Source organism: Enterobacter cloacae complex sp. 385G4, assembly GCF_057320665.1.
Genome location: NZ_JBXWDD010000001.1, coordinates 1 through 19,426, shown reverse-complemented (window position 1 = coordinate 19,426; position 19,426 = coordinate 1). Strand labels below are relative to the sequence as shown.

The following is a 19,426-nucleotide window of genomic DNA, read 5'->3' as shown; positions in this document are numbered from 1 at the left end:
CTCAGGTGCTCTGCACCTCACTATGCGGATTGTTATGACACCCTCAGATGCCCCCATAAACTGGAAGCGTAACCTCACGGTTGCGTGGCTTGGCTGTTTTCTTACCGGCGCGGCGTTTAGCCTGGTCATGCCTTTCCTGCCGCTCTACGTCGAACAGCTGGGCGTGACGGGCCATAGCGCGCTCAACATGTGGTCTGGCCTGGTATTCAGCATCACGTTTCTCTTTTCCGCCATTGCCTCGCCCTTCTGGGGCGGCCTTGCCGACCGCAAGGGACGTAAAATCATGCTGCTGCGTTCGGCGCTGGGGATGGCGATAATCATGGCGCTGATGGGCGTGGCGCAGAACGTCTGGCAGTTCCTGATATTGCGCGCATTGCTGGGCTTATTGGGCGGGTTTATTCCCAACGCGAACGCCCTGATCGCCACGCAAATTCCTCGCCATAAGAGCGGCTGGGCGCTTGGCACGCTCTCAACCGGTGGCGTGAGCGGCGCCCTGCTTGGGCCGCTGGCGGGGGGATTACTGGCGGATAACTACGGCCTGCGCCCGGTCTTTTTCATCACCGCCAGCGTGTTGTTCCTGTGCTTCATCGTCACCCTGGTCTGCATCCGTGAAAAATTTACGCCCGTCGCCAAAAAAGAGATGCTTCACGCCAGAGACGTGCTGACCTCGCTTAAAAATCCCAGACTGGTGCTGAGCCTGTTCGTAACGACATTGATCATTCAGGTGGCAACCGGATCGATCGCTCCTATTCTCACCCTATACGTTCGCGACCTGGCGGGTAACGTCAGCAATATTGCGTTTATCAGCGGACTGATTGCCTCTGTGCCCGGCGTGGCGGCGCTGGTTAGCGCACCGAGACTGGGGAAATTGGGTGACCGGGTCGGCCCGGAAAAGATCCTGATCTGCGCACTGATCATTTCCGTCCTGCTGCTTATCCCCATGTCGATGGTGCACTCTCCATGGCAGCTGGGCGTGCTTCGCTTTTTGCTGGGCGCCGCCGACGGAGCGTTGCTGCCCGCCGTACAGACCCTGCTGGTCTACAACTCCACGAATCAGATTGCCGGGCGTATCTTTAGCTATAACCAGTCGTTTCGCGATATCGGTAACGTCACCGGGCCGCTTCTCGGGGCGGGTATTTCCGCCAGCTTCGGTTTTCGCGCCGTCTTTATCGTGACGGCAGGCGTGGTGCTGTTCAACGCATTTACTCGTGGTTCAGTTTATCCCGCGCGTTACGGCCAGTGACGGAATAAGAAGAACGCCTGACGGCTTATTTTCGCATTCATACTTGCAGAATCTGATATTCAGCTATTCTTTCCCTGAAACCTTCTGGAAAACAGGGAGACACCAATGACCATGTACGCCACGCTGGAAGAAGCTATTGATGCCGCTCGTGAAGAGTTCCTTGCCGATAATCCCGGCGTTGAGGAAGAAGATGCTGACGTGCAACAACTTAATATCCAAAAATATGTTCTGCAGGATGGGGATATTATGTGGCAGGCCGAATTCTTTGCCGACGAAGGTGAAGAAGGAGAATGTTTGCCGGTCCTGAGCGGTGCAGGTGCGCAGGCCGTGTTTGATGGCGACTATGATGAAATCGAGTTACGCCAGGAATGGCTGGAGGAGAATACGCTGCACGAGTGGGATGAGGGCGAATTTCAGCTCGAGCCACCGCTGGATACGGAAGAAGGTCAAACCGCAGCCGATGAATGGGACGAGCGTTAATTTACGCTACTCGTACGGACCGTGGCTGGCATCGATGGGCAGCAACAGCGTGTCGAAAATCAGCGAGAACGGCAGATCGAGCACCGTCAGGTAGCGCCATGCGGAATCACGGACATCCCATTTTACGCCCGGGTAGTACTGGTTGCCATGGCCCTGACCTGGAATGGTGCGGCTGATGATGCTGCCGCAGCCGCTCAGCAGGCATGCCATCATGACGACGATGATTATTTTCATCAGTAACCTCTAAAAAAATACCGGCCTCACAGCCGGTATTTTATCTGGCGGGTGGCGCTTTGCTTACCCGCCTTGCTTAACCGCTTACTTCGCCTTCAGCGCCAGCGGGTTCAGCTTCAGCTCTTTGTAGTAGTTCACCCACGAAGAGTACTTCTCCGGAGCGGACCATACGCGATAGTGAAGTCTTGCCATCGTGACCGGATCGCTCAGCAGCACCAGACGACGGTCGCGATTGAGTTTTTCCGGGGTCTCGTTAAGCGCCTGCTCAACGTGACGATCGCGGGCAATCTCCAGCACCTGGCTTGCGCGGTGGCGCGCAGTGGCCATTGCCGTCGCCAGAGCGTTGAATGACGGATTAAACACGGCGTGCATAAAGCCATCGTCCAGCGTGCGGTTACGGTTCTGCTCCAGATAGGTATCGGTATCCACCAGCACCTGCGGCGGGGAATACTCTTCCGGGATCAGGAACAGTTTCCAGCGTTTGGTACGCAGCCCTACCGTTGAACGGCTGGAGATCACGGACACAAACGGCGACAGGATCAGCGAGAAGACAATCGGCGCCAGCCAGAACAGGAAGCGCAGATCCAGCCAGGCCATTCCGGCCGCCCACACCAGGCCCAGCAGCAGCTGAGACCCGTGACGCATGAAGGCTTCACTCCACGGCGTGGAGTCGTCATCACGCTGCGGTGAGTTCCAGACCACTTCCCAGCCCAGGAACGCGCTGACCACAAACACGGTGTGGAACAGCATACGCACCGGCGCCAGCAGCACGGAGAACAGCACTTCCAGCAGCAGCGAAAGGGTGACGCGGAAGAATCCGCCGTACTCTTTCGAGCCTTTGCACCAGATCAGGATGATACTGAGCAGCTTAGGCAGGAACAGCAGCACCATGGTGGAAGCAAACAGCGCAATCGCCAGCTCCGGACGCCACTGCGGCCACACCGGGAACAGCTGGCGCGGTTGCAGGAAGTATTGCGGCTCCGTCAGGGCATGGACGACCTGCAGCGCAGTGGAGAGCGCGAGGAACATAAACCACAGCGGTGCGGAGAGATAAGACATTACGCCCGTCAGGAACACCGCACGGTGAACCGGGTGCATCCCTTTTACGAGGAACAGGCGGAAGTTCATCAGGTTACCGTGACACCAGCGGCGGTCGCGCTTGAGCTCGTCCAGCAGGTTCGGCGGCAGCTCTTCGTACGATCCCGGCAGGTCGTAAGCAATCCAGACGCCCCAGCCCGCACGACGCATCAGCGCCGCTTCCACGAAGTCATGCGACAGAATCGAACCGGCAAACGAACCCTCGCCCGGCAGCGGCGCCAGCGCACAGTGTTCGATGAACGGCTTCACGCGGATAATGGCGTTGTGGCCCCAGTAGTGCGACTCACCCAACTGCCAGAAGTGCAGACCGGCGGTAAAGAGCGGGCCGTAAACACGGGTGGCGAACTGCTGGCAGCGCGCGTACAGGGTGTCCATGCCGGATGCTTTTGGCGAAGACTGAATGATCCCCGCGTTCGGGTTGGCTTCCATCAGACGCACCAGACCGCTCAGGCAGTCACCGCTCATGACGGAGTCAGCATCCAGCACGACCATGTAGCTGTACTGGTTACCCCAGCGGCGGCAGAAGTCATCGATGTTGCCGCTTTTACGCTTCACGCGACGGCGGCGGCGGCGGTAGAAGATCTGCCCTTCGCCCTGCACTTCCGCAACCAGCTCCATCCAGGCTTTTTGCTCTGCCACGCAGATATCCGGGTTGTAACTGTCGCTCAGGATGTAAACGTCGAAATGCGCCGCATTACCGGTTGCCTTTACGGACTCCCAGGTTGCACGCAGCCCCGCAAATACGCGGTCAACGTCTTCGTTACAGATAGGCATAATCAGTGCGGTACGGTGCTCGGGATTGAGGGGTTCATCCCCGACCGTTGACGCCGAAATGCTGTACTTGTCCCGTCCCATCAGCAGCTGCAGGAAGCCCATCAGCGCGGTCCAGAAACCGGCCGAGACCCAGCAGAAGAGGACCGCGAACAGCAGGAGAATGCCGCTCTGCAGGATATACGGCAGCAGCTGCATGAAGGAGACCCAGAGATCCTGGCCCATCATGTCCGTCGGGTTGATAAATGCCCAACCCTGGTAAGGCAGGATGGTTTTCATATACCAGGTTGCGACAACCGTCTGCGCCAGCGTCAGAAGCAGCAGGATATAACGGCGAATTGTCCCCACGGTACGCCATTTCTGTTCGGAGGCCTGCTCTTCTTTCGTCAGGCGCGACAGATAGCGCGGCGTGACGTCACGCCCGCGCAGGCGATCCCAGAAGCGGCCAACCGGGTTGGTGCGCCACGGATCGGGGAACATTGAGGAACGCGTCGCTTTCGGCATCGCCTGAAGCTGATCGCGTCCTTCGTCGTCTTTAATCAACTGCCCTTCTGCCAGCGAGTCCGGCCAGGCCTGCTCCAGACGCGCCTTGACTGACCCCAGCGGCGTATCATCATCACGGGAAAACTGACGATGTTCGCCATCCAGCGCGGTATGAACCGCGCGGATGTCGCTCTTAGGCAGCGCCGCTTTTTCGATATCCGTCAGCGGCATGGCATCAATATATTCAGATGTATTATTCATTGGCAGGTAGCTGGTAGCTCCAGGTTTCACTCAGCGGCTGATCTTCACTGACCAGCGCAGCACGCATTTCAGTGGTCTGTTTCGGATCTTTCACTTTCACGCGCAGGGTCAGACGCCAGCCTTTGGTTACCGGGTTGTAACGCACGGTGTTCTCTACGATTTCACCGTTGTCACCGATGCTGGCCTGGGCCGACACCGCAGTATCAGGAGACAGTTTCTTCATATCCTGGCCGGTGAAGTCCACGACAAACGCTACCGTACCGTCAGGCTGACGGATCAGGTTAGACTGCTTCACGTCACCCGTAGAGCGGCGAGTCTGCGTCACATACGCGTTATCCGGCGCATGCAGCTTATCTTCGTCGCGGCTGAAGGTAATGGTGTACTTGAAGTTCATCTCTTTACCGGCTTCCGGCAGCTGATCCGGCGTCCAGTATGCGACGATGTTGTCGTTGGTTTCGTCGTTGGTTGGAATTTCAACCAGCTCTACCTTGCCTTTACCCCAGTCACCTTTCGGCGTAACCCAGGCGCTTGGACGCAGGTCATAGCGGTCGTCGAGATCTTCAAAGCGAGAGAACTGACGGCCACGTTGCAGCAGGCCAAAGCCCTGCGGGTTTTCCATCGCAAAGCTGCTGACCGCCAGATGTTTCGGGTTATTCAGCGGACGCCAGATCCACTCACCGTTACCGGCATGAATAGACAGACCGTTGGAGTCATGCAGTTCCGGGCGGAAGTTGGTTGCCGGTGACGGCTGGTTCGGCCCAAACAGGAACATACTGGTCAGCGGAGCGACGCCCAGTTTGCCCACTTTGTCACGCAGGTAAACCTTAGACTGCACGTCAACGACCGTGTCACGACCAGGCATAATCACAAAGCGATAGGCACCGGTTGCGCGTGGGGAATCCAGCAGCGCATAAATAGTCAGACGTTTGTCCGTTGGTTTTGGACGCTCAATCCAGAACTCGCGGAAACGCGGGAACTCTTCACCTGATGGCAGCGCGGTATCAATAGCCAGACCGCGCGCAGAAAGCCCGTACACCTGCCCCGCGCCAATCACGCGGAAGTAGCTGGCGCCAAGCATGCTAACGATTTCGTCGTTTTTATCTTTGCTGTTGATCGGGTAAAGCACCTTGAAGCCTGCGAAGCCCAGGTCTTTCACCGTATCTTTGTCGTGCTGCACATTGCCAAAATTGAAGTAATCCGGGCTGTACTTGATCTTACGTACCGCGGTCGCCGTCACTTCATTGATGGCAACAGGCGTGTCGAAGTACATACCCTGATGATAAAATTCAAGCTTGAACGGGGTTTTAACGTTGTTCCAGTACGCTTTATCGTGGTTGAACTGGATCTGCTGATAGTCCGCATACTTCATGTCGCGGAAAACGGAGGGCAGGTTACTTTTCGGCGCTTCGTAGCTCTTGCCTGCCATCGATTTTGCCTGTTTTGCGACATCGTCGATGTTAAAGGCCAGTGCCGATGAGGTATACAGTGATAACACCACCGCAACACCCAACCAACGCATTTTCATCATCTGTGGTTTATGTTTCATAATAAGTAAGCACTTCCCCCTTTGTGTGCTTATATCGATCCGATCCATTTTAATGGAAACTCAGGCAATCCGACAACATAATCACTGCTTTGTTCAGCTGCTGGCTCATGGATTAAGCAAATGAAAGAACCCGTTATTCACTTTGCGTGCTTATCCTGGAGACAGTGTGTCGGTCTTGGTGTAGGGTTGGCGTCGAATGTAACCATTATGAGCCTTAGGGATAAGGCGAAAAGTCTGAGAATGCGCAACGTTATATGAGCACAACACCGATACAACGGGAATATTTCCTCGACTCGATCCGGGCATGGCTGATGCTATTGGGGATCCCCTTTCATATTTCACTGATTTACTCCAGCCACACGTGGCATGTTAATAGCCAGATGCCCTCCTGGTGGCTGACGCTGTTTAATGACTTTATTCACGCCTTCCGCATGCAGGTGTTTTTTGTCATCTCCGGCTATTTCTCGTACATGCTTTTTTTACGCTATCCGCTTAAGCGCTGGTGGAAAGTGCGCGTAGAGCGCGTAGGTATTCCCATGTTAACCGCCATACCACTGCTGACGCTGCCGCAGTTCATTATGCTGCAATACGTTAAAGGCAAGGCGGAGAACTGGCCGAATCTCTCGCTGTATGAAAAGTACAACACGCTGGTCTGGGAGCTGGTGTCTCACCTCTGGTTCCTGCTGGTTCTGGTGGTGCTGACCACGGTCAGTCTGGTGATTTTCAGCCGCTTGCGCCGTCATCTCAGCACGACAGCAGACTCTTTCTTCGCTAACGTCACGCTGGGCAAACTGTCGGTGCTCTTCTTACTGCTGGGGATCGCCTATGCCGCGGTGAGACGCACGCTGTTTATTGTCTATCCACCGATACTGAGCGACGGCCTGTTTAATTTTGTGGTGATGCAGTCGCTGTTCTACATTCCGTTCTTTTTAATTGGCGCGCTGGCCTTTATTCATCCGAGGCTTAAAGCGCTGTTTACCACCCCGTCACCGTGGTGCGCGGTGGGTGCGGCCATTGCCTTCGTGGCCTACCTGGTGAACCAGCGCTACGGGAGCGGCGACGCCTGGATGTATGAAACGGAAAGCGTGATCACCATGCTGTTGGGCTTGTGGATGGTGAACGTAGTGTTCGCGCTCGGGCACCGTTTGCTGAACTTTAAGTCCAGCCGCGTGACCTACTTCGTCAATGCCTCACTGTTTATCTATCTGGTGCACCACCCGTTGACGCTGTTCTTCGGGGCATACATCACGCCGCATATCGCATCCAATACGCTGGGCTTCTTTACCGGGCTGGTGTTTGTGGTGGGGATTGCCGTCGTACTCTACGAGATTCATCTGCGGATCCCTCTTCTGCGCTTTCTGTTTTCAGGAAAACCTCAGCCGAAAGCCGCCTGAGCAGCGCGGCGCACTCACGGTGCGCCGCCTTCGCTTCAGCTCTCCAGCTCTTGTCTGCGCTGAGTCAGAAGCCGCTGATAAAGATGCGTGGTGTCTTCATCGAAGCAGACAAAAATCACCTTCTCTGGCAGCGGTTTAAGCGACAAATAGCGGTAAACCGTTTCGACTGCGATGGTCGCCGCTGCCGCCTTAGGATACCCATACACGCCGGTGCTGATAGCCGGGAACGCCATCGTTTTATAGCCGTTGTCGGCGGCAAGCCGCAGACAGTTTCGGTATGCCTCCTCCAGAAGGCTCGCTTCATGCTGGTCTCCGCCGTGCCACACGGGCCCGACAGCATGAATCACCGCTTTGGCAGGAAGGTTGCCCGCCAGCGTAATCACCGCATGGCCCGGTGGGCATTCACCCTGTTGCTGACGCACCATTTTACAGGCTTCCAGTAACTGCGGTCCGGCAGCCCGGTGAATAGCGCCGTCTACGCCTCCTCCCCCCATCAGGGAAGGATTGGCCGCATTGACGATGACGTCGACATGAACTGTCGTAATATCGCCATGAATAACTTCAATTTGCGGTTTCATAAAGCCCCTCTGCTGCCCGCCTTTTTTATAAGTGTATCGCAGAGGGGTTATTGAGAAAAACGATAGGCATAAAACCGCGCCCACCGGCGGGCGCTCACGGGTATTAACGGTACTGGATCTGAACAACCGCGAGCGTTTTTTCAGGATTCAGGTACGTCATATTCACTGTCGCCAGGCCGGAAGCCGTCGCCTTGCCGTTCAGCGCGTCGCCGTAACTCACCATACGCGTTTGCATACGATTTTTTTCCGGACACGACACCGCCAGCTGCCGCTGCTGCTGGGTAACTTCGCAAGGGTCAGCAACGATTGCGCCGCGAAAGTGAATAACGCCGCCCTGCGCGAGCGTGGCCGAATAAGCTGGAGCGATAAATGCCGAAACAAGCAGGCCCAGACCTGAAATAAGATGTGCAAAAGAGTGGGTCACGATATGTACTCCTCAATGAAAATCGTCCATGAGGGGCAAACGCGCTTCATTATGCAAACGAAGGCTGACGTTACGGAACCTAACAACGCAGTTCCTGATAACAGCTTAGTTCAACGGCAAATATTCACAATGCATTGATTTCATGAATATTTACAGCGCACCCCCGGCTGGCGACCACTGCTGTGATAAATGAAGCGCTTTTCCATCCGTGACGGTGACAACGATGTTGATCGTGTCTTCCGCAGAAATAGTTAAACTCAACCGCGTTAAATCAATCGGCTGATTAGCGGGAATAAAAAGGGTATTTTGCTGTCGCGAAGCACTTTGCCCACTCTGCCCTTCCTTCAAAGAGAGGATCTGGACCTGACAATCACACGGTTCCGTCAAAATGACCTGCGGAATAATGGTCGTCATATTTCCCTGCTGTGACGTTTGAAAGGTTATCTGCCCGGAAAGCGCGGCAAGGAGAATGAAGGTATTCATGAGGAACTCCCGAAAAAAAACAGGGCATCGGCCCTGTTTTTTTGTAGTACAGATTTCAGTATCAGTACTGATGCGCTGTCGCGTGGTTACCAAAGCCGATCTGGGTAACGTTGACGGTGGAGTTAGACGCCGTCTGGTCTACGAGCGCACCGTTAAGGCCGCCGTACTGGCTAACATTCATAACGGATTTTTTGCTGTTCCACTGATCGAGTGTCGCACTGTTGCCAAAGCCGTTCTGGGTCAGGTTGATTTTGCTGTCGTCAGAACCCTGACCGACATCAGCCCCGTTACCGCCACCGGTCTGGCTAATATTAAGAACGGAATTTCTGGCATCTGTCTGCAACGCCAGCGCGGAGTTACCGCCACCGTTCTGATAAATATTCAGGGTTGAATTTGGACCACTGTTTCCGCCCTGGCCATGACCGTGTCCATGACCCCATCCGCCCTGATTAATCATACCAGCCATAGCACTACCAGAAACGACGATTGCTGCAAGTGCTGCCACTTTGATAAATTTCATGGTAAACCCCCATCGGATTGATTAACGTCGTCGCGAAATAGCTAGCGCTGAATAACGCGAATTGCCATCTGCGACTGTTTCTGCACTACAACTGCGGTTTTCTGCGTACCGTACTGCGTAATATTTGCTCTATTACCCGACCCTTTCTGGATAATTTTCGCACTATTACCATATCCATCCTGCGTAATACCTGCATCGTTCCCGTTACCGCTCTGATCGATCCAGGCAATATTGTAAGTCCCTGATTGATCAACTCTCGCTCTGTTGCCTGCCCCATCCTGAGAAATGACGGACAAGAGTTTCGAACCTTCCTGGCGAAGCTGAGCGTCATTAAATACACCCTGTTGACCAATAATGGCTGCCTGATTTAATGATGAATAACTTAATTCATTAACCGCAAAATTATATTCAGCGTTTGCTAAATCTGAATTCGCGGCGGTTACAAATCCAGGCGCACCCAGTAATGTAAACATCAAAAATAACGATGTGTTTTTCATGTTGTCACCCTGGACCCGGCTACCTGAAAACACCCTGATCGTATTTCGTATTAAACGACTCGTTTTTGTTAACGCGTCGTTACGGTGAAGAGTATGTCCGCTGAAACATTTTAAATATCTCACCCGCGCGGCTTATTTTTATTTTTCAGGTCACCACAAAGTTGTAATTTGCACCATAAAAGGCATGACACAGGGCGTTTTTATTTTTTATGAAATATTTATGCGCGACATGTTGTACAACGGCGAGACAGCCGTCCATGTCCCTTCCCGCGTTGTTTAAGCGTAACGCCAGGATGAGATTTTCTTCAGGGCGTGACACAAGGCGAGTTTTCTTAAGCCAGAAAAACCAGAACGACATGACTTAGAAAGTATCAGTTACTCATACCTGGGTACAAACTAAAAAAAATAATAAATACTTATAAATATTAACTGGTTAATTATATTTGTATGATTTTTAAAATCTATGCACTACTATTTCCATGTACAACTTTCATATCAAATAACAACATTCAAAATCTGCAATTTTCACAAATTAATATTGATTTTTACATCTTGTTACATGATTAACACTTGCTTTAAAATTCGTAAAAGCTAGATTGAAATTAGATGTACGAAATTGGTTTTATATTTACCTCCCTGTGGAGGTTATGTTCTGATTCTACACACAGCAGTGCAACATCTGTCAGTACTTCTGGTGCCCTCTTCTTTACAGAGAGGGCGGCTGTCAGGTGCCAAAAATAAGTGGGGTTTCATCATGTATAATGAAGTCCATAGTTTACATGGTCATACATTACTGTTGATCACAAAACCTTCTCTGCAAGCGACAGCTTTATTACAACATTTAAAGCAATCTCTATCACTGAACGGGAAATTGCATAATATTCAACGTTCTTTTGATGATATTGTGCCTGGCAGCATCATTCTGTTTGATATGATGGAAGCCGATAAAAAGCTTATCCATTACTGGCAAGATAACTTAAGCAGGAAAAACAATAATATCCGCGTGTTATTATTGAATACGCCTGATGAATATCCTTTCCGAGATATTGAAAGCTGGCCGCATATCAATGGCGTGTTCTACGTCACTGAAGAAGAGGTTCGGGTGGTAGATGGTCTGCAAGGCATATTGCGCGGCGAATGCTATTTCTCGCAAAAGCTGGCCAGCTACCTCATCACGCACTCCGGAAATTACCGCTATAACAGTTCGGAATCAGCGCTGCTCACCCACCGTGAGAAAGAGATCCTGAACAAATTACGCATTGGTGCTTCAAATATTGAAATCGCCCGTTCGTTATTTATCAGCGAAAATACGGTAAAGACGCACCTTTATAATCTTTTCAAGAAGATAGCTGTTAAAAACCGAACTCAGGCGGTTTCATGGGCAAACGATAACCTCAGGCGTTAATCACATGAAGCGCACGTTGAGTTGGATCGCCGCAGCGAGTCTCCTGCTCGCTGCAGGGAACCTGCAGGCCGTTGAGGTCGAAGTTCCCGGATTGTTAACTGACCACACTGTCTCATCGATCGGGCACAGTTTTTACCGGGCCTTCAGCGATAAATGGGACAGTCCCTACACGGGTAATTTAACAATCAACGAGCGGCCCAGTGCACGATGGGGAAGCTGGATAACCATAACGGCCAATCAGGACGTTATTTATCAAACGTTTTTATTCCCCTCGAAAACAGACTTCGAAAAAAACGTAGCCTTAGCACTGGCTCAAACTGAAGACGCTATTAATCGCCTGCAAATAGATAAAGCCCTATTAAGCACCAGCGATTTAGCAAAAGATGAGTTCTAGCGAACCGATATGCGGAGGCTGTCATGCGTATTGCATATGCAGTTGTTTCGATCATGCTTATTGCTCCCCTGAGCTGGGCCGGAAATATGACCTTCCAGTTCCGTAACCCTAACTTTGGCGGTAACCCCAACAACGGTGCCTTTCTGCTGAATCAAGCTCAGGCACAAAACTCCTATAAAGATCCGAGCTTTCAGGATTTTACCGTTGATACCCCTTCCGCACTGGATAACTTCACCCAGGCTATCCAGTCGCAGATTTTAGGGGGATTGCTGACCAACATTAATACCGGCAAACCCGGCCGAATGATGACCAACGACTTTATCGTCGACATCGCCAACAGGGACGGACAGCTCCAGTTGAATGTGACCGATCGTAAAACCGGAAAAACTTCCACCATAGAGGTTTCCGGCCTGCAAAATAATTCAACTGACTTTTAAACAATAGCTAAATAAGGACAACGACCATGCAGCGCTTCCTGATATTTGTTGCAGTGTGCTTATTGAGCGGTTGTTTAACTGCTCCGCCTAAAGAAGCTGCAAAACCCACATTAATGCCGCGGGCTCAAAGTTACCGTGATTTAACCCATTTGCCTTCACCTACGGGCAAGATATTTGTCTCGGTATACAACATTCAGGATGAAACCGGACAATTTAAACCTTATCCGGCAAGTAACTTCTCCACCGCGGTGCCGCAAAGCGCCACCGCCATGCTGGTAACTGCACTTAAAGATTCGCACTGGTTTATTCCGCTGGAACGCCAGGGGCTTCAGAACCTGTTAAATGAACGAAAAATCATTCGTGCCGCGCAGGAGAATGGCACCGTTGCGGACAATAACCGGATGCCTCTGCAGTCTCTGGCCGCCGCAAACGTGATGATTGAAGGGTCGATTATCGGTTACGAGAGCAACGTGAAATCGGGTGGCGTGGGCGCGCGCTACTTCGGTATCGGCGCAGATACCCAGTACCAGCTCGACCAAATTGCGGTTAACCTGCGCGTCGTAAACGTCAGTACCGGTGAAGTGCTCTCTTCGGTCAACACCAGCAAAACGATTTTGTCTTATGAAGTTCAGGCTGGGGTATTCCGCTTCATCGATTACCAGCGCCTGCTGGAAGGAGAAATTGGCTACACCTCTAACGAACCGGTCATGATGTGTCTGATGTCAGCCATTGAAACCGGCGTGATCTTCTTAATCAACGATGGTATCGATCGCGGGCTGTGGGATCTGCAAAACAAAGCGGACGTGCAGAACCCGATCCTGGTGAAATACCGTGATATGTCGGTGCCTCCGGAATCCTGACGGGCAGCGCATAAAAAAAGGCGAGATGATTATCTCGCCTTTTTTTTATTCACTCACCGCGGTGATGTTTTGCGTTTTTTCCCGTCGCGCCGCCAGCCAAAGACCGCTGTTCTTCATGGCGTAGCCAAACAGCAGCCCCAGCGCCAGGGAAGGAACCACCAGCTTCCAGTCCCCCTGCCCGGCAAAGGTTGCGCAGGCCCCCATAAAGGTTCCCGGCACAAACGACAGCAGCAGATGCTTCGCCTGGATGCACATCAGGAAGGCGACGACACCCGTCATGACGTACCCCAGCATCTCCAGATGCGGCGCCAGCGCGCTGCCTTTCATGATGACCAGCGCCCAGATAACGCCGCTCATAAGCGTGCAGCCTGAGATAAAGAGCCCTTTCAGCCCGCCCTGAGGACAGGCGAAATAGGCCGTGCAGCCCAGGAAGCCAGCCCAGCTTAACAGACCGAGAGACACCGCTACCCATCCCCAAATACCGGAGAGGATGCCCGTCGTGATTGCAATACAAAGTAATATGTTCATGGCGCGCATCTTAGCAGAAGCGCGCCATAGAAATGAGATCAGAAGCACATTACGTGCAAGTTAAAATGTATCGTTGCAGGATTTTTGTGATTTACATCACTCCTCGCTCTCTTCTTCCAGCTCGTCCCACATTGCTGCGATGGCGTCACGCGTCAGCGGGGCCAGCGTTCGCCAGAACGGAGAGGTGGCATGAGCTTCCACTTTACCCAGGAAGGTCCCCACCCACGGCAGCAGATATGTTTCGAAGAGGATCCCGATGGCCTCATTTTCATCGTCGCCAGCGTTGTCTTCGATCCAGGACGCGGCCAGCAGCAGCGTACCGATATGATCGGCTGGGGTATCGCTCAGCGGCATCCCGCGTTCTGAAAGGAATGCCCGCACTTCCGCTTCGGACGCTCCTTCCTGCCAGGCGGAACGATACGGCGACACGCGGCACTCTTCGCCCACGAACAGAGCATTGTAGTCCGTTGAGACCTGCTGCATATCGCAGCTTTTCTGCAGACGCTCCAGTAACTCATCCTGTTCCAGCGGCCAGTTCTGCGCCAGTTTACCTTCGCGAATCAGCGTAAACAGCGGCACCAGCAGCGGGTCCTGCGGCTGGCGGTAATACAGGGAGCCCAGCACGCGGCAAAGGATGGAAAATTCATTCATTGTTTTATTCCGTTATTCAATTAAAGATCGGCAAATTCATCAATCGGCGCCATGCCGCGCGACTCGAGGAAATCAAGCATACGACGCGGCGTGACGTTCAGGATGCGTTCTTCCGGGAAATCCACATCCTGTAATATTTTCAGGCACTCGCTAAAATCCCCCAGCGTGAAGGCCGTGTGCGAATCAGAGCCCAGCGCCACCATGCCACCCGCATCACGCATGGCGGCAGCCACTTCGCGGCAGTTGGCTTCACTGCCTTTACGCGAGTGCACGAACGAGGAGTTGTTAATCTCCAGCGCCACGCGGTGTTTCGCCGCGGCCTGCGCCACGGCCTGAATATCAATCGGGTATTTCGGATTGCCCGGATGGCTGATGATGTGCACATTGCCGCTGGCAATAGTGGCAATCATCGCCGCGGTATTGGTCTCTTTATCCTGCGGCGGGAAAACCGGCTCATGGAAGCCGGCAAGGATCAGATCTAAGGAGGTCAGCATCGGGCCGGTACAGTCAATTTCACCGTCGGTGTTTTTGATGTTCGCCTCAATGCCGCGCAGTATCCCAATGCCGTCCACCAGACGTGGCCAGATACGCATATTCACAAAATGCCAGTAGTGCGGCGCATCCGCCATATCCGGGCCGTGATCGGTTATCGCGAACAGATTGATGCCCTTAAGCTTCGCCTGGGCGATATAATCATGGAGGTTGCTATACGCGTGGGTGCTGGCGACGGTGTGCATATGCAGGTCAACGGGATACATCTTTCTCTCCTCTGCGTTTTTTCCAAAGGATAGCAGTTATCAGCGGCGAATATTAGCAAAAACCCGGCGAACGCCGGGTTTCTCTCAGTAGCCGCGCTGTCGGTCGACCTGTCCGGTGACCGGGTTACCCTTCTCTATTTCACCGATCGTGTGCGAGATATAGGCCACTGCCTCGGCAGGTCGCGTCACGGCGGCAACGTGCGGAGTCATTGCCACGCGCGGGTGTCGCCACAGCGGGCTTTCCTCCGGCAGCGGCTCACGGCTGTAGACATCCAGCATGGCGCCTTTAAGCTTCCCGCTATCCAGCGCCTTCAGCAGATCCGGCTCGACCACATGCACGCCGCGCGCCAGATTCATCAGGTAGCTCTGGTCGTCCAGCTGGTTGAGCAGGCCTTCATTGATAATCCCCACCGTTTCCGCCGTATTGGGCAGCAGGTTAATCAGCACACGCGTGCCGTTCAGGAAGGCCGGAAGCTCATCGGTTCCGGCAAAGCTCTCAACGCCCGGATAGTCTTTACGGCTACGGCTCCAGCAGCGCAGCGGGAAGCCCCACGGCGCGAGCGCTTCAGCCACTTTCGAACCCAGCACGCCCGCGCCGAGGATACCAACGGTAAACGCTTCGCGCGGATATTCAGGCAACGGCTCCCAGCGGGATTGCTGCTTAAGCGCCTGATAGTCATCAAAGCGGCGGAACCAGTGCAGCACCTGGCTGACGGCATATTCCTGCATTTGCTGGCCCATACCGGTATCTTCCAGGCGGAACAGAGGAATATCTTCCGGCAGCATTTCAGGGTGTGCTTTCAGCTTACTCAGAATGGAATCCACCCCGGCCCCGAGCGCGAACACCGCCTTCAGCTTACGGCCCTGGAGCATTTCTACCGGCGGATGCCAGACCAGCGCGTAGTCAGCATGTTCGTTATCGCCCCGCTTCCACTCACGAACGCGAGCGCCCGGCAGTGCCGCAGAAAGTGCCTTAATCCAGTAAGCCGTATCAAAAGTGGGGTGATAGAAGAGTATATCCATAGTCAATCCTGCCTTTTATTGCGCTGATTTATTTTGCTTTTTAACTGGACGGTCAGCATAGCAAATTTCTTGCGCGACCGTGTTGTTGATAAAAAAGACGCTTTCAGCACATTTAAGAATCATGTTGCCTGAAGTTTGTCTAAACGCGCTAAATTACTGAAAAAGTGGGTTGACGGCAGTTCGGCTTTTCCTTACATTAGCGCCCGTCCCAGCAACAACGGGATGACAATATGGTGAGGTGTCCGAGTGGCTGAAGGAGCACGCCTGGAAAGTGTGTATACGGCAACGTATCGGGGGTTCGAATCCCCCCCTCACCGCCATATTTTAAGAAGAGCTCGCATGAAAATGCGGGCTTTTTTTTCGCATGTTGCACGCCTGCGGGGGGATGAGAACCCCCGACCGGGGTTCGACAACTGGCGCAGCCAGTTGGACAGACTGTGAGCAAAGCGAACAGGCTGCCCGCAGGGCGAGCGAAGCGAGTCAATCCCCCCCGGTGCTATATTCAGCTCGGTGCGGCCTGAGACCCTCACCCTAACCCTCTCCCCAAAGGGGCGAGGGGATCGTTACTCCTCCACCATCCGCGCATACTCTTCGGTAAGAAAATCCACCAGCGTTCTGACGGACGGCAGCAAACCTCGCCTGGAAGGATAAACAGCGTGAATCACTTCCCGTCGGGGTTCCCATGCGTCAAGCACCCTTACCAGTTCCCCGGATGCCAGCTGATCCTTGACCATCAAAATCGGCAGCTGCACCACGCCCACCCCCGCCATCGCCGCTTCACGCAGCGCCAGCATGTCGGTGGTAATAAAGCGCGGCGTGTAATGAATCGCGGCTTTCGCTCCCTCCGGCCCGCTCAGCTCCCATCTGTGCAGCTGTTTTCCCACCCCCATGCTCAAACCCGGCCACTCGCTAAGCTCAGAGGGCACGGCAGGGTGACCCATCCGCTCAATCAGCGCAGGGCTCGCCACCAGGCAGTGTCCCCTGTCTGCCAGCACTCTTAACACCAGGTCGCTGTCATCAAACGGACGTGGACGAACGCGGATCGCCACGTCGATGCCCTCACCTACCAGATCGACCCTTCGGTTTGTGGCCTCAAGCTGAAGATTGATCCCCGGATAGCGCGCCATAAACCGCGCCAGCATGGGCCCCACGTGCACGTGCAGCAAGGTGACCGGACAAGTGATCCTGACCACGCCGCGTGGCTCGGCCTGCAACGCCGCCACCGCCTCTTCCGCAGCTTCGGCCTCTACCAGCATGGCTTTACAGTGCTGATAGAACGTCTGCCCCACTTCTGTCACGGTAAACTGCCGGGTGGTACGCTGGATCAAACGCACGCCAAGGCGCTCTTCCAGTTGGGCAATCCGGCGGCTCAGTTTTGACTTGGGCTGATCGAGCGCCCGACCCGCCGCCGCAAATCCACCATGGTCCACCACCTTCACAAACCACGCGAAATCATTGAGATCCTGCATACGCCCTCATCGTTCCATATTCAGAACAGTGAATGTCATTTTCACTATCTACCGGGATATTAACCCTGAATATAAGCTAATTACATCAACAGAACATCAGGAGTTCATCATGAAAAACGTAACAGGCGTTTATACCGCACCTCGTCCGCACTGGGTCGGTGACGGTTTCCCGGTTCGTTCAATGTTTTCTTACCAGACGCACGGCGAGCCGCTGAGCCCGTTTCTGCTGCTGGACTATGCCGGACCGTACACCTTCCCGGCGGACGGCGCGAAACGCGGCGTGGGCGAGCATCCTCATCGCGGCTTTGAAACGGTGACCATCGTTTACGCCGGCGAAGTAGAGCATCGCGACTCCACCGGCAGAGGCGGCGTTATTGGCCCCGGCGACGTGCAGTGGATGACGGCGGGCGCAGGCATCCTGCACGAGGAGTTCCACGCCAGCGCCTTCGCGCAGAAAGGCGGTGAACTAAAAATGATGCAGCTGTGGGTCAACCTGCCCGCCAAAGACAAAATGGCGACGCCCGGCTACCAGAGCATCACCAAAGCGGATATCCCGGTGGTCACGCTGCCGGATAACAGCGGCACGCTGCGGGTCATCGCCGGTCGCCATGAGGACGTGACGGGCCCGGCCCATACCTTCTCACCGCTGAACGTCTGGGACATCGCGCTTAACCAGGGCAGCCATCTGACGCTCAACCAGCCCGAAGGCTGGAGCACGGCGCTGGTGGTACTTGAGGGCAGCGTAACGGTGAACGGCACCACGCCAGCGGGTGAAGCACAGCTGGTTGTGCTAAGTCAGAGCGGTGAAAAGCTGCATCTGGAAGCGAACAGCGACGCGAAATTGCTGCTGATGGCCGGTGAGCCGCTGAATGAACCGATTGTGGGCTACGGCCCGTTTGTGATGAACAGTAAAACCGAGATCGCGGAAGCCATTCGTGATTTCAACTCCGGCCGCTTTGGCCAGATCTGAACGTAATTAAGGAGCGCAATATGTCTACCCCTGCAAACTTCAACGGTGCACGTCCCGTCATTGACGTAAATGATGCCGTCATGCTGCTTATCGACCACCAGAGCGGGCTGTTCCAGACCGTCGGCGACATGCCCATGCCGGAGCTGCGCGCCCGTGCGGCGGCGCTGGCAAAGATCGCCACGCTGGCGAAGATCCCGGTGATCACCACCGCCTCCGTTCCACAGGGACCGAACGGCCCGCTTATCCCGGAGATCCACGCCAACGCGCCGCATGCGCAGTATGTGGCCCGCAAAGGTGAGATCAACGCCTGGGATAACCCGGAATTCGTGGCGGCGGTAAAAGCTACCGGTCGCAAGACGTTAATTATTGCAGGCACGATCACCAGCGTCTGCATGGCCTTCCCGTCCATCAGTGCGGTGGCGGACGGATATAAAGTGTTTGCGGTGATTGATGCTTCCGGCACCTACAGCAAAATGGCGCAGGAGATCACCCTGGCCCGCGTGGTCCAGGCAGGCGTGGTGCCGATGGATACCGCCGCTGTGGCCTCTGAGATCCAGCGAACCTGGAACCGTGAAGATGCGGCTGAATGGGCTGAGGTATACACCCACATCTTCCCGGCCTACCAGCTGCTGATCGAAAGCTACGGCAAAGCGCAGGAGGTGGTGAAAAACAGCGAAGTTCTCGATTCGCAGCGTTAATCCTGCGCTGTACGACATAAGCTGATTAAGGCTTAACCGAACAAGCACGAATGCAGAAAATCTGCTTGACCGCTTTCGCGCAACTCCCTATAGTAGCGCCCCGTTGCCCCCCAAGCGGTCAGGCAGCAAAACAATATGGTGAGGTGTCCGAGTGGCTGAAGGAGCACGCCTGGAAAGTGTGTATACGGCAACGTATCGGGGGTTCGAATCCCCCCCTCACC

General features: G+C 54.2%; 21 protein-coding genes, 2 tRNA genes and 1 pseudogene. 11 read left to right on the top strand and 13 right to left on the bottom strand.

The features are described 5' to 3' along the window. Positions 1-34: 34 nt before the first annotated feature. Together mdtG and AC2FAJ_RS00115 are read left to right on the top strand one after the other, a co-directional pair. Positions 35-1,251 (top strand): annotated as a pseudogene (mdtG, locus tag AC2FAJ_RS00120) (multidrug efflux MFS transporter MdtG). 97 nt (positions 1,252-1,348) lie between these two features. Next, entirely contained in the window at positions 1,349-1,723 is a 375-nt protein-coding gene (locus tag AC2FAJ_RS00115; protein ID WP_028012687.1) for a MysB family protein, read from the top strand. A 6-nt stretch (positions 1,724-1,729) separates the two neighbouring features. On the opposite strand, the gene AC2FAJ_RS00110 is transcribed toward AC2FAJ_RS00115, so the two are convergent. The 3 genes from AC2FAJ_RS00110 to mdoG all read right to left on the bottom strand — a co-directional run bounded on the left by AC2FAJ_RS00110 (position 1,730) and on the right by mdoG (position 6,116). Then, a complete protein-coding gene (locus AC2FAJ_RS00110; protein WP_013097162.1) occupies positions 1,730-1,957 on the bottom strand; it encodes a YceK/YidQ family lipoprotein in 228 nt (75 codons plus the stop codon). 84 nt (positions 1,958-2,041) lie between these two features. Further along, on the bottom strand, positions 2,042-4,570 hold the full coding sequence (gene mdoH / locus AC2FAJ_RS00105) for a glucans biosynthesis glucosyltransferase MdoH (RefSeq protein ID WP_485453685.1): 2,529 nt from the start codon (positions 4,568-4,570) through the stop codon (positions 2,042-2,044). Continuing rightward, positions 4,563-6,116, bottom strand: coding sequence for a glucans biosynthesis protein MdoG (gene mdoG / locus AC2FAJ_RS00100; protein WP_028012685.1), 1,554 nt, complete (start codon positions 6,114-6,116; stop codon positions 4,563-4,565). Before mdoG ends, mdoH begins: the two co-directional genes overlap by 8 nt. A 254-nt stretch (positions 6,117-6,370) precedes the next feature. Here mdoG and mdoC point away from each other — a divergent pair, with 254 nt between their 5' ends. Further along, positions 6,371-7,510, top strand: a complete 1,140-nt coding sequence (mdoC, locus tag AC2FAJ_RS00095; RefSeq protein WP_060572799.1) for a glucans biosynthesis protein MdoC — start codon at positions 6,371-6,373, stop codon at positions 7,508-7,510. Between the two features lie 35 nt (positions 7,511-7,545). On the opposite strand, the gene ymdB is transcribed toward mdoC, so the two are convergent. The 5 genes from ymdB to csgB all read right to left on the bottom strand — a co-directional run bounded on the left by ymdB (position 7,546) and on the right by csgB (position 10,012). Then, a complete protein-coding gene (ymdB, locus tag AC2FAJ_RS00090; protein WP_045630081.1) occupies positions 7,546-8,088 on the bottom strand; it encodes an O-acetyl-ADP-ribose deacetylase in 543 nt (180 codons plus the stop codon). Positions 8,089-8,191: 103 nt separating this feature from the next. Then, complete coding sequence (locus AC2FAJ_RS00085) at positions 8,192-8,512, bottom strand: type 1 fimbrial protein (protein WP_045261657.1); 321 nt, start codon at positions 8,510-8,512, stop codon at positions 8,192-8,194. Positions 8,513-8,662: 150 nt separating this feature from the next. Continuing rightward, positions 8,663-8,995, bottom strand: coding sequence for a curli assembly chaperone CsgC (gene csgC / locus AC2FAJ_RS00080; RefSeq protein ID WP_041910536.1), 333 nt, complete (start codon positions 8,993-8,995; stop codon positions 8,663-8,665). A 61-nt stretch (positions 8,996-9,056) separates the two neighbouring features. Next, positions 9,057-9,515, bottom strand: a complete 459-nt coding sequence (csgA, locus tag AC2FAJ_RS00075; RefSeq protein WP_028012680.1) for a curli major subunit CsgA — start codon at positions 9,513-9,515, stop codon at positions 9,057-9,059. A gap of 41 nt (positions 9,516-9,556) precedes the next feature. Then, complete coding sequence (gene csgB, locus AC2FAJ_RS00070) at positions 9,557-10,012, bottom strand: curli minor subunit CsgB (protein WP_028012679.1); 456 nt, start codon at positions 10,010-10,012, stop codon at positions 9,557-9,559. Between the two features lie 754 nt (positions 10,013-10,766). On the opposite strand from csgB, the gene csgD reads away from it, so the two are divergent. From csgD to csgG, 4 genes are read left to right on the top strand one after another with little or no spacing between them, the layout of a single operon-like run. After that, complete coding sequence (gene csgD / locus AC2FAJ_RS00065) at positions 10,767-11,417, top strand: biofilm master transcriptional regulator CsgD (protein WP_045630077.1); 651 nt, start codon at positions 10,767-10,769, stop codon at positions 11,415-11,417. A 4-nt stretch (positions 11,418-11,421) separates the two neighbouring features. Beyond that, the gene (gene csgE, locus AC2FAJ_RS00060) at positions 11,422-11,811 is read left to right on the top strand and encodes a curli production assembly/transport protein CsgE (RefSeq protein WP_028012676.1); all 390 of its coding nucleotides are present in this window, start codon (positions 11,422-11,424) and stop codon (positions 11,809-11,811) included. A gap of 23 nt (positions 11,812-11,834) precedes the next feature. Beyond that, positions 11,835-12,248, top strand: a complete 414-nt coding sequence (gene csgF / locus AC2FAJ_RS00055) for a curli production assembly/transport protein CsgF (protein ID WP_028012675.1) — start codon at positions 11,835-11,837, stop codon at positions 12,246-12,248. A 26-nt stretch (positions 12,249-12,274) separates the two neighbouring features. Continuing rightward, positions 12,275-13,108 carry a curli production assembly/transport protein CsgG gene (gene csgG / locus AC2FAJ_RS00050; RefSeq protein ID WP_028012674.1) on the top strand — a complete coding sequence of 278 codons (834 nt, stop codon included), beginning with the start codon at positions 12,275-12,277 and terminating at the stop codon, positions 13,106-13,108. 45 nt (positions 13,109-13,153) lie between these two features. Here csgG and AC2FAJ_RS00045 read toward each other — a convergent pair whose 3' ends face one another. The 4 genes from AC2FAJ_RS00045 to ghrA form a co-directional block, all read right to left on the bottom strand. Further along, a complete protein-coding gene (locus AC2FAJ_RS00045) occupies positions 13,154-13,636 on the bottom strand; it encodes a DUF1097 domain-containing protein (protein ID WP_072201771.1) in 483 nt (160 codons plus the stop codon). Between the two features lie 96 nt (positions 13,637-13,732). Beyond that, positions 13,733-14,287 carry a TorD/DmsD family molecular chaperone gene (locus AC2FAJ_RS00040; RefSeq protein WP_059354722.1) on the bottom strand — a complete coding sequence of 185 codons (555 nt, stop codon included), beginning with the start codon at positions 14,285-14,287 and terminating at the stop codon, positions 13,733-13,735. Between the two features lie 20 nt (positions 14,288-14,307). Further along, a complete protein-coding gene (locus AC2FAJ_RS00035; RefSeq protein ID WP_485453684.1) occupies positions 14,308-15,045 on the bottom strand; it encodes a PHP domain-containing protein in 738 nt (245 codons plus the stop codon). An 84-nt stretch (positions 15,046-15,129) separates the two neighbouring features. Continuing rightward, positions 15,130-16,068: a glyoxylate/hydroxypyruvate reductase GhrA gene (gene ghrA, locus AC2FAJ_RS00030; protein WP_485453683.1), complete on the bottom strand. Its 939-nt coding sequence runs from the start codon at positions 16,066-16,068 to the stop codon at positions 15,130-15,132. Between the two features lie 232 nt (positions 16,069-16,300). On the opposite strand from ghrA, the gene AC2FAJ_RS00025 reads away from it, so the two are divergent. Further along, positions 16,301-16,388 (top strand) — tRNA-Ser (locus AC2FAJ_RS00025). Positions 16,389-16,631: 243 nt separating this feature from the next. Here the strand turns inward: AC2FAJ_RS00025 and AC2FAJ_RS00020 are convergent. After that, positions 16,632-17,537 (bottom strand): LysR family transcriptional regulator, encoded by a 906-nt coding sequence (locus AC2FAJ_RS00020; RefSeq protein WP_028012669.1) that lies wholly within the window; start codon positions 17,535-17,537, stop codon positions 16,632-16,634. A gap of 109 nt (positions 17,538-17,646) precedes the next feature. Between AC2FAJ_RS00020 and AC2FAJ_RS00015 the strand changes: the two genes are divergently transcribed. The 3 genes from AC2FAJ_RS00015 to AC2FAJ_RS00005 all read left to right on the top strand — a co-directional run bounded on the left by AC2FAJ_RS00015 (position 17,647) and on the right by AC2FAJ_RS00005 (position 19,426). Next, complete coding sequence (locus AC2FAJ_RS00015; protein ID WP_485453682.1) at positions 17,647-18,507, top strand: pirin family protein; 861 nt, start codon at positions 17,647-17,649, stop codon at positions 18,505-18,507. Positions 18,508-18,527: 20 nt separating this feature from the next. Continuing rightward, positions 18,528-19,205 carry an isochorismatase family protein gene (locus AC2FAJ_RS00010; RefSeq protein ID WP_025755865.1) on the top strand — a complete coding sequence of 226 codons (678 nt, stop codon included), beginning with the start codon at positions 18,528-18,530 and terminating at the stop codon, positions 19,203-19,205. A gap of 137 nt (positions 19,206-19,342) precedes the next feature. Beyond that, positions 19,343-19,426 (top strand) — tRNA-Ser (locus AC2FAJ_RS00005).

Coding starts and splice junctions, on each gene's coding strand:
- AC2FAJ_RS00035 (WP_485453684.1), bottom strand. CDS start 15,045: ATGTATCCCGTTGACCTGCATATGCACACCGTCGCCAGCACCCACGCG.
- AC2FAJ_RS00115 (WP_028012687.1), top strand. CDS start 1,349: ATGACCATGTACGCCACGCTGGAAGAAGCTATTGATGCCGCTCGTGAA.
- mdoH (WP_485453685.1), bottom strand. CDS start 4,570: ATGAATAATACATCTGAATATATTGATGCCATGCCGCTGACGGATATC.
- AC2FAJ_RS00020 (WP_028012669.1), bottom strand. CDS start 17,537: ATGCAGGATCTCAATGATTTCGCGTGGTTTGTGAAGGTGGTGGACCAT.
- AC2FAJ_RS00010 (WP_025755865.1), top strand. CDS start 18,528: ATGTCTACCCCTGCAAACTTCAACGGTGCACGTCCCGTCATTGACGTA.
- AC2FAJ_RS00045 (WP_072201771.1), bottom strand. CDS start 13,636: ATGAACATATTACTTTGTATTGCAATCACGACGGGCATCCTCTCCGGT.
- ghrA (WP_485453683.1), bottom strand. CDS start 16,068: ATGGATATACTCTTCTATCACCCCACTTTTGATACGGCTTACTGGATT.
- csgG (WP_028012674.1), top strand. CDS start 12,275: ATGCAGCGCTTCCTGATATTTGTTGCAGTGTGCTTATTGAGCGGTTGT.
- csgA (WP_028012680.1), bottom strand. CDS start 9,515: ATGAAATTTATCAAAGTGGCAGCACTTGCAGCAATCGTCGTTTCTGGT.
- csgB (WP_028012679.1), bottom strand. CDS start 10,012: ATGAAAAACACATCGTTATTTTTGATGTTTACATTACTGGGTGCGCCT.
- AC2FAJ_RS00110 (WP_013097162.1), bottom strand. CDS start 1,957: ATGAAAATAATCATCGTCGTCATGATGGCATGCCTGCTGAGCGGCTGC.
- ymdB (WP_045630081.1), bottom strand. CDS start 8,088: ATGAAACCGCAAATTGAAGTTATTCATGGCGATATTACGACAGTTCAT.
- mdoG (WP_028012685.1), bottom strand. CDS start 6,116: ATGAAACATAAACCACAGATGATGAAAATGCGTTGGTTGGGTGTTGCG.
- mdoC (WP_060572799.1), top strand. CDS start 6,371: ATGAGCACAACACCGATACAACGGGAATATTTCCTCGACTCGATCCGG.
- csgE (WP_028012676.1), top strand. CDS start 11,422: ATGAAGCGCACGTTGAGTTGGATCGCCGCAGCGAGTCTCCTGCTCGCT.
- AC2FAJ_RS00040 (WP_059354722.1), bottom strand. CDS start 14,287: ATGAATGAATTTTCCATCCTTTGCCGCGTGCTGGGCTCCCTGTATTAC.
- csgC (WP_041910536.1), bottom strand. CDS start 8,995: ATGAATACCTTCATTCTCCTTGCCGCGCTTTCCGGGCAGATAACCTTT.
- csgD (WP_045630077.1), top strand. CDS start 10,767: ATGTATAATGAAGTCCATAGTTTACATGGTCATACATTACTGTTGATC.
- AC2FAJ_RS00015 (WP_485453682.1), top strand. CDS start 17,647: ATGAAAAACGTAACAGGCGTTTATACCGCACCTCGTCCGCACTGGGTC.
- csgF (WP_028012675.1), top strand. CDS start 11,835: ATGCGTATTGCATATGCAGTTGTTTCGATCATGCTTATTGCTCCCCTG.